Below are 13,203 nucleotides of genomic sequence, written 5' to 3' on the forward strand. Positions count from 1 at the left end.
GTGCCGCGCTATTGGGGCCGGAGTGTAGGCACGGGCTATCTGGAGAACGATCGAGTTGGTTACTGTTCGTCGTTGGTCTGGAGTTGCCCGTGCCTATCGTTTCAGTATTGCCTGTGTCGTCGGTTCCAGAGGTGTTCGACCGCTGGAGTCCTGGTGAGCGCAGCGAGCTCATCGGATCGGAGTTTCTCGATGTGTTGGCCTCGGTGCCAGACCCGAGGGACCCACGCGGTCGGAGGTATTCGCTGATGGCTTTGTTGGCGATCGCGGTTCTGGCCACTGCCGCGGGGATGCGCGGCTATGCTGGTTTTGCCACATGGGCGGCCACCGCTCCCGATGATGTGTTGGCCCAATTAGGGGTCCGGTTCCGGCGGCCCAGTGAGAAGACCTTCCGCGCTGTTTTGTCTCGGCTAGACCCCGCCGACCTCAACGCCAGGATGGGCAGTTACTTCACTGCACACGTGGCCAGCAGCGACCCCAGCGGATTGGTGCCGATCGCGTTGGACGGCAAGATGCTGCGTGGTGCTTTACGCGCCAAAGCGACAGCCACGCATCTCGTGTCGGTGTTCGCCCACCGTGCCCGATTGGTGCTCGGTCAACTCGCTGTCGCCGAGAAAAGCAATGAAATTCCCTGCGTACGTGCCCTGCTCACGCTGCTGCCGGGTAGCTTGCGGTGGCTGGTCACCGTGGATGCGATGCATACCCAGGTCGTCACCGCGAAGTTGATCTGCGCCACCTTGAAGTCGCACTACCTGATGATCGTCAAGTCCAACCAAGCCAAAATACTTGCGCGTATCACCGCGCTGCCCTGGGCCGAGGTGCCCGCAGCCGCTACCGACGACTCCCGCGGCCACGGCCGTGTCGAGACCCGCACCCTGCAAATCATCACCGCTGCACGAGGAATCGGCTTCCCCTACGCAAAACAAATCATCCGGATCACTCGTGAACGCTTGATCACCGCCACCGACCAGCGCAGCGTGAAGGTGGTCTATGCCATCTGCAGCCTGCCGTTCGAGCACGCCCACCCTACCGCGATCATGACCTGGATGCGTCAACACTGGGGAATCGAGAACAGCCTGCACTGGATACGCGACGTCACCTTCGACGAAGACCGTCAAAGGGCACATACCGGAAACGGCGCACAGGTCCTAGCAACGCTACGCAACACCGCGATCAATCTGCACCGCCTCAACGGCGCCGACAACATCGCCGAAGCCTGCCGGATCACCGCTTTGACCGCCAACCGCCGCCTAGACCTCCTCAATCCACAATTCCCCAGCTCACAAGCCTGCTAATCAACAACGCCGGAGCCCTGATGATGCCGGTCTTCAATCCGGCACCGATTTCCTCCTTCAAGCGCGAAACCAGCAACAAGTTGTAGTCCGAACCCACCGCCAACAGCAGAATCACCGACATCGCCAACACCATCCAGTGCAATTCAACGCCGAAGATGTCCTGCCATACCAGGACGGAAAGCCCGAACGAGGCACCCAGCGACAGCAATACGGTGCCCACAATGACCACCGCAGCGACCAGGCTTCGGGTAATGATCAGCATGATGATCAGGATCAGACTGACCGCAGCAACTCCCGCGATCAGCAGGTCCCACCGCGACCCGTCCCGCATGTCCTTGTAGACCGAGGCGGTACCCGCCAGATAGATCTTGGCGCCCTCGAGTGGGGTGCCCTTGATGGCCTGTTTGGCCTCGTCCATGATCGGCTTGACGTGCGAGATGCCCTCGGTACTGGCGGGGTCACCTTCGTGCGAGATGATGAAGCGGACCGCGTGCCCGTCGGGTGACAGGAACATTTTCAGACCACGCTTGAAATCGGCATTGTCGAACACCTCCGGCGGAATGTAGAACGAATCGTCATTCCTGGCGGCGTCGAAAGCCTTCCCCATCGCGGTGGAATTCTTGGACATCTCGTCCATCTGGTCATACAGCGAGGACATCGAGCTGTGCATGGTCAGCATCATCGTCTTCATGGTTTTCATCGACGCGATCTAGAAGGGGATCTGAGCTCGCATCTGCGGCATCAAGATATCGAGCCGATCCATGTCACGGGAGAGCGCGGCCAGTTTCTCGGTGATCTTGTCAACGCCGTCAAGGGCATCGAATATGGACCGCAGCGACCAGCAGATGGGAACGTCGTAGCAGTGCTTCTCCCAGTAGAAGTAGCTGCGAATGGGACGCCAAAAGTCATCGAAATCGGCGATGTGGTCCCGCAACTCGTCGGTGATCTCGACCATGTCATGGGTCAGACCATCCATATCGTGGGTGGTTTCGACCATCTTGCCCATGATGTCGTACATGCGGTCCAGGGTGTCGATGGAATCCTGCATGGCGGCGGCCTGGATCAGCATGTCTGCCATCCGCTGTTTCATGTACTGCATGTTTTCCACCTGGACGGTGTTTTGCATGCTGATCTGAAACGGAATCGACGAATGCTCGATGGGCTTCCCGAGGGGCCTGGTTACCGCCTGCACCCGGGCGACTCCGGGTAGATGGAACACCCCTTTGGCAATGCGGTCGATTACCAGCATGTCGGCCGGATTCCGCATGTCATGGTCGGTCTCGACCATCAACAATTCGGGGTTCATTCTGGCCTGCGAGAAATGTCGGTCGGCTGCCGTATAGCCGACGTTCGTCGGGGTCGAGGTTGGTAGATACTTCTTGCTGTCGTAGTTGGTCCGGTATCCGGGCAAGGCCAGCAACCCGATCAGGGCGATCGCGATGGAAACCGCCAGAATCGGCCCGGGCCAGCGGACGATTGCCGTTCCCGCCCGCCGCCATCCCCGGGTTCGCATCTTGCGTTTCGGGTCGAAGAGTTTGAAGAAACTCCCGACTACCAAGACCGCTGGCCCCAGGGTGAGCGCGGCCAGCACCGCAACCAACATTTCGACCGCACAAGGAGCGCCCAGCGTCTGGAAGTAGGGAAGGCGGGTGAAGCTCAGGCAATACATTGCGCCCGCGATGGTGAGGCCCGAGCCCAGGACAACGTGCGCCGTCCCGTGAAACATAGTGTAGAAAGCCTTCTCTCGACTCTCCCCCTCGCCGCGCGCCTCTTGATATCGGCCCAGGACGAAGATCGCGTAGTCGGTTCCGGCGGCGATGGCCATCAGCACCAGGAGATTGACCGCGAAGGTCGACAGACCGATGACGTTGTTATCCGCTAGGAAGGCGACCACTCCGCGTGCCGCCATCAGCTCGATCCCGACCATCACGAGAACCGAGATCACGGTGATCAATTATCGGTAGACAGAAAGCAGCATCACAAAGATCACCCCAATGGTGATGAAGGTGACCCGCTGGATACTCGCATCGCCCGCCGTGGATTGATCGGCGATGAGCGCGGCCGGGCCGGTGACATACGCCTTGACCCCCGGCGGGGCCGGGGTGTCGTTGACCAGCTCGCGTACCGCGTCGACGGACTCATTGGCCTTGGCTTCCCCTTGATTGCCAACGAGGTATGCCTGGACGTAAGCCGCCTTGCCGTCCGGGCTCTGTGATCCCGCCGCCGTCAGCGGGTCACCCCAGAAGTCCTGGACGTGCTGCACATGGTCTTTGTCCGCCTTGAGTTTGCGGACCAGCTCGTCGTAGTAATGGTGTGCCTCATCACCCAGTGGGTGATCGCCCTCCAGCACAATCATGACCGCGCTGTCGGTGTCGAATTCGTTGAACACCTTTCCGACACGCTTCATCGCGATCATCGACTCTGCGTCACTTGGGCTCAGCGAAACTGTGTGTTGCTTGCCGACTTCCTCGAGCGATGGAACGAACATCACGAGGACGGCGACCAGTCCCACCCAGAACACAACGATGGGCACCGCCATCCGGTGGATCAGCCGGGCCATCGAGGGGCGGCTCCCGTTCCCGTTCCCGTTCCCGTTCCCGTTCTCGGCTCCGGCCCCGTTCGAGGCCCCGTTCGAGGCCGCACGTTCGCTTACCGCCTGATCGTCGCTCATGCCGATTTCACGAGGCAGAAGGTCTGGGCGTTCACTTCGTTCTCGGACCTTTCGTCCTTGACTTCGCCGTTCACGATGATCCGGCACCCGATCTGGTCGGTGTCACCCTGAGCGACGACATTGACGCTGACCGACGGGAGCGTGGTCGTCACCGCCAGCGTCCAGGGCAACGTCACGCCGCTGACCCGCTGAGGCTGGGCTTCAATGTCCAGATAGTTGATGTTGGCGACGGTCCCCGGCGGACCAAAGACTTCATAGACCACGTGCTTGGGGTTGAACGGCTTGATGTCATCGGAGACGCCGCTGGTGAGGGGACGGTCGTCATGGACACCGAAGTAGCTGCGAAGCCGATTGACGCTGAACGCCGCGATCACGACTACGGCCAGGATGACCAGCGCGATCCACGTTCGCTTCAGCGCGTTGAGAACCGAGATATTGGGCACCCAATCACCTTCCGCTAGCAGGGGGCAGGTCCGTTCCAATCAAGTACTGCAGCCGTGGCGCGCAGGCGTCAGGTTGGACAACGGTGTCCACGCCGCGACTCCAACGGTGTTGGAACAAAAGCTGACTTACTTAGCCATCCCATCCATTTGTTTGTTGCGCTAAGCATCTTAAACACACCATGGGGTAGGCCGCAGAATTTCCGCTCCACGGATGGCGCCGGAACCGACGCCCGCTCAAATGGCCCATTCGCCGGTGACTTACGACGATTTGGCGGTCAAGCCGCAACAGGTGGCGGTCAGCAAACGAGTGAGAGCGGCCGCGAAGTCAAGATTCCACTCCGGCGGAAGCACGTCGGGCTCCTCGGCGTAGACGTCGGTGAGCCGCTGCGGCGGATTCGCGATCTGCCAAAGCGTGGCCCCCAGCGAGTAGGCCGCCAACAGAACGTCGAACGCCCCCGCACGCCCAAGCGCGGGCAGTGCGTTCTCGATCGCATCAGCAAGCGCAATCACGGCGGCGGTGCTGGTGCGCTTGACCTCCACAACCCTGTCCACCTCCACTTCGTGTTCGAGGTGCAGGTGAAGGTTGGCCAGCAGGTCACAGAACAACGGGTCCGCGGCCAGGCCGTCAGCCAACGCCGCGGCCACCCGCGATTCGGTCATGGGACCGGGCTGGCTCAGCTCCCCACAGACCGTGTTCGACCACCGCTGCCACCCCTCGGCAGCAAGGTGCAGCAATACCTCTTTATGCGAAGTGAAATAGCGACGCACCGCCGAGTAGTGGATTCCGGCGCGGCTGGCAACCGCAGTCAGCGTGACCGACGCAACACCGGTCTCGGATGCCATCGAGCGCGCGGCCTCCACCAAAGCGGCCGCACGCTGGCGTTTGTTCTCCTCGGTGCGCGCGCGCCGGAAGGTTAGTTGCGCCACCGCCAGAGGATAACGCACACTGCGTGATTTGCGAGGGTAATGCCGACCGGGTACCGTACCTTTACGCACGTGATATGCGTTACATCCCCAAGATGACGGAAGGGGTCGACAATTCCGCCCATCGCCATGGTTTACTTAGACTAGGCTTGGTTGCGCGTCTCGGCGCGATGCAGCCAGCCCGAGGTGAGACGGGGTGACAACCCGTAAATCGGCCGATAGATCCGCCGAGGTTGCGACAGCCACTAGATCTACTGGATCTACCTACGGGCACTCCCACCCCTCACCGCGATCCAAAGATTGAACATGGTCGAACGGCGTTGAACATACGGGTATCGTGCGCCCCGTAGCTTCGCCAACCGGTAAAGGGTGACTTGAGATTTTCAGGGTGCTGTCGCGAACGTGGATCGTGCTGGTGATCGTGGCGGTGATCATCGTCGGGGGATTCTCCGTGCACCGAATCCGCGGCTTCTTTGCCTCGGAAAAACGCGAATCGTATTCCGACAGCAATCTCGACAACAAGCCTTTCAACCCCAAAGAGATCACCTACGAAGTCTTTGGCCCTCCGGGCACGGTCGCCGATATCAGCTATTTTGATGTCAATTCCGACCCGCAGCAGGTAGAGGGTGCGGTGTTGCCCTGGACGTTGCATTTCACCACGAATTTGGCGGCCGTGATGGGTAACCTTGTCGCACAAGGAAATACCAACAGCATTGGCTGCCGAATCACGGTAGACGGCAAGGTCAAGGCCGAGCGGGTGTCCAACGAGGTCAATGCTTACACCTATTGCCTGGTGAAATCAGCGTGACCGTCAAATACGCGAACGACCCGGACACCCGCGCTCACACCGAAAAGCCGTTTCTGGCGCGAATGATTCACGCGTTCGCGGTGCCCATCATTCTCGCCTGGGTCGCGGTTTGCGTTGCGCTCAGCGTATTCATCCCATCGCTGGAAGTGGTCGGCCAAGAGCGTTCGGTGTCACTGGGCCCAAAAGACGCGCCCTCCTACGAAGCGATGAAGCGCATCGGCGCCGCCTTCAACGAAGGCGACTCCGACAGTCAGGCGATGATCGTCCTGGAGGGCAAGGACGCTCTCGGTGATGACGCGCACAAGTACTACGACGTTCTGATCCGCAAACTGAGGGCCGATCCCCGACACGTGCAGAGCGTCCAGGACTTCTGGGGCGATCCCCTCACGGCGGCCGGAGCGCAGAGTAACGACGGCAAGGCCGCCTACGTACAGCTCAATCTCGCCGGCAATCAGGGCGAGCCGCTGGCCAATGAGTCCGTCGAAGCGGTGCGCAAGATCGTCAAGGAAACCCCCGCACCCCCCGGGGTCACGACTTATGTCACCGGTGCGGCAGCGCTGGTTTCGGACATGCACAGCAGCGGCGACAAGTCCATGATCAAGATCACCGTGACGACGGTGGCGGTGATCTTCATTATGTTGCTGCTGGTCTACCGATCGGTGATCACCGTTGTCGTGCTGCTGCTCACGGTGGGAGTCGAACTAACCGCCGCGCGTGGGGTGGTCGCGCTGCTCGGGCACAGCGGGGCCATCGGGCTGTCCACCTTCGCGGTAAGCCTGGTCACCTCGCTGGCGATTGCGGCCGGCACGGACTACGGGATCTTCATCTTCGGGCGTTACCAGGAAGCGCGTCAGGCCGGTGAGGACAAAGAGACGGCCTTCTACACGATGTATCGAGGCACCGCCCACGTCATTCTGGGTTCTGGACTGACGATCGCCGGCGCGACCTTCTGCCTCAAATTCGCCCGGATGCCCTACTTCGAAACCTTGGGCATCCCCTGCGCGGTGGGGATGCTCGTCGCGGTGATGGTGGCGTTGACCCTGGGTCCGGCCGTGCTGACCGTGGGCAGCCGCTTCGGACTGTTCGACCCCAAGCGCCTGATCAAGGTTCGGGGCTGGCGACGCGTCGGCACCGTGGTGGTGCGCTGGCCGCTGCCGGTTCTCGCCGCAACGCTGGCCGTCGCCCTGGTGGGTCTGCTCGCGTTGCCCGGCTACCGCACCAACTACAACGACCGTGACTATCTGCCCAACTTCATCCCGGCCAATCAAGGGTTCACGGCCGCGGAACGGCATTTCTCCCAGGCCCGGATGAAGCCCGACAGCCTCATGATCCAGTCAGATCATGACATGCGGAATCCCGCGGACTTTCTCGTCCTCGACAGACTCGGCAAGGGAATTTTCCACGTCCCAGGAATATCCCGGGTGCAAGCGATAACCCGGCCCGACGGAACGGCGATGGACCACACGTCGATACCGTTTCAGATCAGCATGCAAAATGCTGGGCAGATCCAGACGCTGAAGTACCAGCGCGACCGCATGAACGACATGCTCACGCAGGCCGAGGAAATGGCCAAGACCATCGCGTTGATGCGACGCATGTACGGCCTCATGACCCAGCTGGCCAACAACACCCACAAGATGGTCGGCGACACGATCGAGATGCAGCAGATAACCAACGAACTGCGCGACCATATCGCTAATTTCGATGACTTTTTCCGTCCGATCCGCAGCTACTTCTACTGGGAAAAGCACTGCTACGACATTCCCATCTGTTCGTCGTTCCGGTCGATATTCGACGCGCTCGACGGAATCGATCAGATCGACGAAAAGCTGGACAACCTGGTCGTCGACATCAAAGAGCTCGATCGGCTGATGCCCCAGATGATCGAGACGTTCCCGCCGATGATCGAAACCATGGAGAGCATGCGCCTGATGATGCTCACCATGCACAGCACCATGTCTGGTCTCTATGACCAGATGAGCGAGATGAGCGAAAACGCCAACGCCATGGGCAAGGCTTTCGACGCCGCCAAGAACGACGATTCGTTCTACCTTCCGCCCGAGGTCTTCAAGAACGAAGACTTCAAGCGCGCGATGAAATCGTTCCTGTCCCCCGACGGGCATGCCGCCCGCTTCATCATCTTGCACCGCGGAGATCCCCAATCAGCCCAGGGAATCGCGAGCATCGACCAAATTCGAACCGCGGCCGAGGAGTCACTCAAGGGGACCCCCTTGGAGGACGCCAAGATCTATGTGGCCGGCACGGCATCGGTCTTCAAGGACATCTCCGAAGGCACCGACTGGGACCTGTTGATCGCGGGGATATCGTCGCTGTGCCTGATCTTCATCATCATGTTGATCCTCACCCGTGCCTTCGTCGCGGCCGCGGTCATCGTCGGTACCGTGGCGCTTTCGCTGGGCGCCTCATTCGGCATGTCGGTGCTGTTGTGGCAGCACATCCTCAACATCGATTTGCATTACATGGTGCTCGCAATGTCGGTCATCGTGTTGTTGGCGGTGGGGTCCGACTACAACCTGCTGCTGGTGTCCCGGTTCAAAGAGGAGATACCGGCCGGGTTGAAGACCGGCATCATTCGCGCGATGGGCGGTACCGGCAAGGTCGTGACGAACGCAGGCCTGGTGTTTGCGTTCACCATGGCGTCCATGGCCGTCAGCGATCTGCGGGTGATCGGCCAGGTCGGCACCACCATCGGCCTGGGCCTGCTGTTCGACACCTTGATCGTTCGGGCCTTCATGACCCCGTCCATCGCGGCATTGCTGGGCCGCTGGTTCTGGTGGCCGATGAGGGTGCGCACTCGGCCCGCTCGAACCCCGTCGTCGCCGACGGCAGACCCCGAGCCCGACCGGGCCTTGGCCATGAGCGGCGAACGCTAACGATGTTTCGCATTTCCGGAGCGGCCAACCAAGCGGCCGGCGGCTCCGAATACCTCATGTGCAGCAGAAAACTCTCACCCAGCGTTCGATAGCCGTCATCGGCAGCGGCGTCGCCGGACTGACCGCCGCCTACCTGCTGTCCGGACGTGACCGGGTCACCCTCTACGAGGCGGACACCCGACTCGGCGGACACGCCCATACCCACTGTCTGGACGCCGGCGACGGCACGTTCGTGGGCGTCGATTCGGCGTTTCTGGTCCATAACGACCGGACCTACCCGACGCTGTGCCGATTGTTCGCCGAGCTCGGCGTGGCCACCCAAGAGTCAGAGATGTCGATGTCGGTGCGCGCCGACGACATCGGGCTCGAATATGCCGGAGCGCTGGGACCGCGCGGCCTGTTTGCCTGCTCGGCGGCATTGCGGCCGCGCTACCTGATGATGCTGGCCGAGATCCTGCGCTTCCACCGGGCCGCCTCCAGATTGCTGCGCGAGGACACCGCCGGCAGCGCTGGGGACGATCTGGAGACGCTGGAGGCGTTTCTCAAGCGGCACCGCTTCTCGTCGTTCTTCGTCGACTACTTCATCACGCCGTTGGTGGCCGCCGTGTGGTCGTGTACCGCTGGCGATGCGTTGCGCTACCCGGCCCGGTATCTGTTCGTCTTTCTCGAGCATCACGGCATGTTGTCGGTGTTCGGGTCACCGACGTGGCGTACTGTCACCGGCGGCAGCGTCAACTATGTGCGTGCCATCGCCTCGAGTCTGGACGAGGTTCGCACCGGCGCCGCGGTGCATTCGCTGCGCCGGACGGCCGACGGGGTCGTGATACGGGCCGGTGGCGACGCGCCCCGCTGTTTCGATGCCGCTGTCGTCGCCGTGCACCCCGATCAAGCCCTGCTGTTGCTCGATGATCCGACGACCTGGGAGCGCAACGTCTTGGGGGCAATCCCCTACTCGACCAATCGCGCCCTGCTGCACACCGACGAATCGGTGCTGCCACGGCACCACCGGGCCCGGGCATCGTGGAACTACCTGGTGGCCCCCGGACAGGACCATGTGGTGGTCAGCTACGACGTCAGCAGGTTGATGCGCATTGGCGGCAACCGCCGTTTCGTGGTCACCCTCGGTGGCCACGACCGGGTGGATACCCGATCGGTGATCGCCGAGATGACCTATAGCCATCCCCTCTACACGCCGGAATCGGTTGCCGCCCAGCGTGTTTCGCCGACGCTCGACGACGATCGGGTGGTGTTCGCCGGGGCATACCACGGCTGGGGATTCCACGAGGACGGCGCCGCATCGGGACTACGCGCGGCGCGGCGGCTCGGAGCCGACTGGCCGGCCCGAACCCGACCGGAGGCGATGTTGTCATGCTGACTCAAACCCGGGTAATGGCACCGGCGATCTACCGCACCACCATCACCCATGCGCGGCGGGTCCCGGTGCACCACTCGTTCGGATACCGCAGCTACAGCTGGTATGTCGACGTTGACGACTTACCCCGGCTGCCGTGGTGGCTACGGCCGATGGCCCGGTTCCACGCCGATGACCACTTCATCTCCCCGCCGCAGGGATCCCTTCGGGACCGCCTGGAGGCTTTCTTCGCCGAACAGCGCGCCGAAATCCCTGACGGCCGCGTGACCGCGCTGCTGCAGGCGCGCGTATTCGGCTACGTCTTCAATCCGTTGAGCGTCTTTTGGTGCCACGACCGCGACGGCAGGCTGCGCCACGTGGTGGCAGAGGTGCACAACACCTACGGGGGACGCCATGCCTACCTGCTACCGCCGGCCGAGCTGCCGGTGGCCGCCGTCAAGAATTTCTACGTCTCACCGTTCAACCAGGTCGACGGGTACTACCTGATACAAGCGCCACGGCCCGAAGCCGAGGTGGACGTCACGGTTTCGCTGCACCGCGAGAACCGGCAGAGCTTCACCGCCAACCTGCACGGGAAACGACTACCAGCGACAACCAAGCAAGTCGCGATCATGCAAATCATTGCGCCGTTGGCCCCGTTGGTGGTGGCCGCCCGCATCCGGATACAGGGGATCAAATTGTGGTTGCGTCGAGTTCCGGTGGTACCGCGATGAGTGTCGACACCGTCCGCGAGCCCCTCCAAGAACGCTCCGAAGTCATCGATTCGCGGCGCTGGCCGGCGGTGGCAAAGCCGCCGTCGGGCCCGCTTTCCGCGGTGGCTGCCGCAATCGCGCACCGGCTGCTGCGCCGCGCGGTTGCCCGCCTGCCACTACGACTGGTCTACCCGGACGGCACCTCGATCGGTGCCGCCGATGGGCCCACCATCGTGGTGCACCAGCCGGCCGCGCTGGCCCGGCGGATCGGGCGAAACGGCCTGATCGGCTTCGGCGAGTCCTACATGGCCGCGGAGTGGTCATCAAACGATCTCGCCGCGGCGCTGACGGTGTTCGCCGAGTCGGTGGCCGAGCTGATACCACCCTCCCTCCAGTGGCTGCGACCCATTGCACCGGCTTTTCGGCCGCGCTGGCGAGACCCCAGCCGCGATGAGGCCCGGCGCAACATCTCCGAACACTACGACCTGTCGAATGAGCTGTTCGCGCAGTTCCTCGACGACACCGTGACGTATTCGTCGGCGCTCTTCGACCAGCTACCCGCCGCCTGGCCGGATCTGGCTGCGGCCCAACGGCGCAAGATCGATCGGTTACTCGATATGGCCGAGGTTCGCGACGGTAGCCGGGTGCTCGAGATCGGCACCGGCTGGGGCGAGCTGTGCATCCGGGCGGCGTCGCGGGGCGCGCAGGTCCGATCGATAACCCTCTCGGTCGAACAGCAGCGGCTGGCGCGCAGGCGGGTCGCCGAGGCGGGCCTATCCCATCTGGTCCAGATCGACCTGTGCGACTACCGCGATGTCGGCAGCGAGGGCGCAGCCTATGACAGCGTGCTCTCCGTCGAGATGATCGAGGCGATCGGATACCACTCGTGGCCAAAGTATTTCGCCGCGCTGCAGCGGCTGGTACGGCCGGGCGGGAAGGTGGCGATCCAGGCGATCACCATGCCCCATGACCGGATGCTGGCCAGCCGCAATACCTTGACCTGGGTGCAGAAGTACATCTTTCCGGGCGGACTGCTGCCGTCCACCCAGGCGATCGCAGACATCACCGAGCGCCACACCGCCTTGCGCACCATCGACACGGCCTCACTGCGACCGCACTACGCGCAGACCTTGCGGCTGTGGCGGGAGCGGTTTCTGCAGCGCCAGGGTGAGCTGGCACAGTTGGGCTTCGACGACGTGTTCAAACGGATGTGGGAGCTGTACTTGGCCTACTCGGAGGCCGGATTCCGGTCGGGTTACCTCGACGTCTACCAGTGGACGTTCGAACGTGAGGATGGCCGGTGATCGGAGACGGAATTCTGCTGATCTCCGGCGCATCGGCCGCCGCGCTGATCGTCGTGCATTCGGTGACATTTGCGATCGGCCACCGCATCGGCCGCTACAACGTCGTCGACGTGGCCTGGGGTCTGGGGTTCGTCGCCGTTGCCGCCGTTTCGGCGGTACTGGGCAGCGGCGACCCGACCCGCCGGTGGCTACTGCTGGCGCTGGTGGCTATCTGGGGTTTGCGGCTGAGCTGGCACATCCACCGCAAGACGGTCGGCAAGGGAGAAGATCCGCGCTACACGGATCTGCTCCGCGGCGCCACGCTGGGGCAGGTGGTGCGCAAAGTGTTCGTGCTGCAAGCATTCTTGACGCTGTTCATCTCCTTCCCGTTGCAGCTGTCTGCCGTCACCGGGCCGACGCCGAAGCCGCTGCTGGCCGTCGGGGCGCTGGGCGTAGCGGTGTGGCTGCTCGGCGTCGTCTTCGAGGCCCTGGGCGACCACCAGTTGCGGGCGTTCAAGGCCGACCCCGCCAACCGGGGCGCCATCATGGATCGCGGCCTGTGGGCCTGGACGCGCCACCCCAACTACTTCGGCGACGCCTGCGTCTGGTGGGGATTGTGGCTGGTCACCATCACCGGCTGGGTCCCGCTGATCACCGTGGGCTCACCGCTGCTGATGACGTACTTCCTGGTCGACGTCAGCGGCGCGCGACTGACCGAGAACTACATGAAGGATCGTCCCGGATTCGGCGAATATCAACGGCGGACGGCGTATTTCGTGCCCCGGCCGCCTCGATCGGCGCGTCATCAATGACCGGCCCGGCGA

Annotated in this window: 9 protein-coding genes and 1 pseudogene; 7 read left to right on the forward strand and 3 right to left on the reverse strand. The window is 62.6% G+C overall.

Going from position 1 to position 13,203, the window contains the following annotated elements:
• Positions 1–89: 89 nt before the first annotated feature.
• A complete protein-coding gene (locus SHTP_RS22215) occupies positions 90–1,292 on the forward strand; it encodes an ISAs1-like element IS2404/ISMul1 family transposase (protein ID WP_420873035.1) in 1,203 nt (400 codons plus the stop codon).
• Here the strand turns inward: SHTP_RS22215 and SHTP_RS22220 are convergent.
• The 3 genes and pseudogenes from SHTP_RS22220 to SHTP_RS22230 all read right to left on the reverse strand — a co-directional run.
• Positions 1,264–3,852, reverse strand: a pseudogene (locus SHTP_RS22220) (MMPL/RND family transporter); the annotation flags it as partial. The gene SHTP_RS22215 and the pseudogene SHTP_RS22220 overlap by 29 nt on opposite strands.
• 107 nt (positions 3,853–3,959) lie before the next feature.
• The gene (locus tag SHTP_RS22225; protein ID WP_012392720.1) at positions 3,960–4,406 is read right to left on the reverse strand and encodes an MmpS family transport accessory protein; all 447 of its coding nucleotides are present in this window, start codon (positions 4,404–4,406) and stop codon (positions 3,960–3,962) included.
• A 258-nt stretch (positions 4,407–4,664) separates the two neighbouring features.
• A complete protein-coding gene (locus SHTP_RS22230; RefSeq protein ID WP_036451688.1) occupies positions 4,665–5,351 on the reverse strand; it encodes a TetR/AcrR family transcriptional regulator in 687 nt (228 codons plus the stop codon).
• Between the two features lie 367 nt (positions 5,352–5,718).
• On the opposite strand from SHTP_RS22230, the gene SHTP_RS22235 reads away from it, so the two are divergent.
• The 6 genes from SHTP_RS22235 to SHTP_RS22260 are packed head-to-tail and all read left to right on the forward strand — an operon-like array spanning position 5,719 to position 13,191.
• On the forward strand, positions 5,719–6,138 hold the full coding sequence (locus SHTP_RS22235) for an MmpS family transport accessory protein (protein WP_012392718.1): 420 nt from the start codon (positions 5,719–5,721) through the stop codon (positions 6,136–6,138).
• Positions 6,135–9,032 carry an MMPL/RND family transporter gene (locus SHTP_RS22240; protein ID WP_096371796.1) on the forward strand — a complete coding sequence of 966 codons (2,898 nt, stop codon included), beginning with the start codon at positions 6,135–6,137 and terminating at the stop codon, positions 9,030–9,032. Before SHTP_RS22235 ends, SHTP_RS22240 begins: the two co-directional genes overlap by 4 nt.
• A 58-nt stretch (positions 9,033–9,090) precedes the next feature.
• A complete protein-coding gene (locus tag SHTP_RS22245; RefSeq protein ID WP_096371797.1) occupies positions 9,091–10,407 on the forward strand; it encodes an NAD(P)/FAD-dependent oxidoreductase in 1,317 nt (438 codons plus the stop codon).
• Complete coding sequence (locus SHTP_RS22250; RefSeq protein ID WP_172900586.1) at positions 10,401–11,117, forward strand: DUF1365 domain-containing protein; 717 nt, start codon at positions 10,401–10,403, stop codon at positions 11,115–11,117. The genes SHTP_RS22245 and SHTP_RS22250 overlap by 7 nt, the downstream gene beginning before the upstream one ends.
• Positions 11,114–12,400 carry a class I SAM-dependent methyltransferase gene (locus tag SHTP_RS22255; RefSeq protein ID WP_096371799.1) on the forward strand — a complete coding sequence of 429 codons (1,287 nt, stop codon included), beginning with the start codon at positions 11,114–11,116 and terminating at the stop codon, positions 12,398–12,400. The genes SHTP_RS22250 and SHTP_RS22255 overlap by 4 nt, the downstream gene beginning before the upstream one ends.
• A gap of 17 nt (positions 12,401–12,417) precedes the next feature.
• Positions 12,418–13,191: a DUF1295 domain-containing protein gene (locus tag SHTP_RS22260; RefSeq protein WP_096372614.1), complete on the forward strand. Its 774-nt coding sequence runs from the start codon at positions 12,418–12,420 to the stop codon at positions 13,189–13,191.
• Positions 13,192–13,203 lie beyond the last annotated feature (12 nt).

This window comes from Mycobacterium ulcerans subsp. shinshuense (assembly GCF_002355775.1).
Classification (GTDB): Bacteria; Actinomycetota; Actinomycetes; order Mycobacteriales; family Mycobacteriaceae; genus Mycobacterium; species Mycobacterium marinum.

Bases quoted from the DNA above. Each gene is read 5' to 3' on its own strand.
- SHTP_RS22250 (WP_172900586.1), top strand. From the start codon at position 10,401: ATGCTGACTCAAACCCGGGTAATGGCACCGGCGATCTACCGCACCACC.
- SHTP_RS22255 (WP_096371799.1), top strand. From the start codon at position 11,114: ATGAGTGTCGACACCGTCCGCGAGCCCCTCCAAGAACGCTCCGAAGTC.